The following is a 752-nucleotide window of genomic DNA, read 5'->3' as shown; positions in this document are numbered from 1 at the left end:
AGATTCCGACGGGATTTCACGTGTCCCGCCGTACTCAGGATACTGCTAGGTACAAAGACTATTTTAAATACGAGGCTATTACTCTCTTTGGCTGATCTTCCCAAATCATTCTTCTATAATCTTTGAGTCCACATTGCAGTCCTACAACCCCGAAGAGTAAACTCTTCGGTTTGCCCTCCTGCCGTTTCGCTCGCCGCTACTAAGGCAATCGCTTTTGCTTTCTCTTCCTGCAGCTACTTAGATGTTTCAGTTCACTGCGTCTTCCTCCTCATATCCTTAACAGATATGGGTAACAGGTAGTACCTGTTGGGTTCCCCCATTCGGAAATCCCTGGATCATCGCTTACTTACAGCTACCCAAGGCATATCGTCGTTTGTCACGTCCTTCTTCGGCTCCTAGTGCCAAGGCATCCACCGTGCGCCCTTATTAACTTAACCTTATTTTTGACCTTTCAGTCATAAACTCTTTTAATACTACAGCGTTTCGGTTTATTTTCTTGTTACTATTTGATATAGATATTCAATTTTCAATGTGCATTACTTGGTGATCTCTCACCAATGGAGCCTAGCGGGATCGAACCGCTGACCTCCTGCGTGCAAAGCAGGCGCTCTCCCAGCTGAGCTAAGGCCCCACAAGACCTCTCAAGACTAAACAAGACCAATGTGCAGTTCCTTTTCCTTAGAAAGGAGGTGATCCAGCCGCACCTTCCGATACGGCTACCTTGTTACGACTTCACCCCAATCATCTATCCC

General features: G+C 46.4%; 1 tRNA gene and 2 rRNA genes. All 3 read right to left on the bottom strand.

Annotated features, from left to right (window positions below):
- A 23S ribosomal RNA gene (locus K1I53_RS09305) occupies positions 1 to 437 on the bottom strand; the annotation flags it as partial.
- Between the two features lie 121 nt (positions 438 to 558).
- Positions 559 to 631, bottom strand: a tRNA-Ala gene (locus tag K1I53_RS09300).
- Positions 632 to 682: 51 nt separating this feature from the next.
- Positions 683 to 752: ribosomal RNA gene (locus K1I53_RS09295) — 16S ribosomal RNA — on the bottom strand; the annotation flags it as partial.

Source organism: Streptococcus oralis (assembly GCF_019929365.1).
Lineage (GTDB): Bacteria > Bacillota > Bacilli > Lactobacillales > Streptococcaceae > Streptococcus > Streptococcus oralis_BT.
This window is presented reverse-complemented; position numbering and strand designations above follow the sequence as displayed.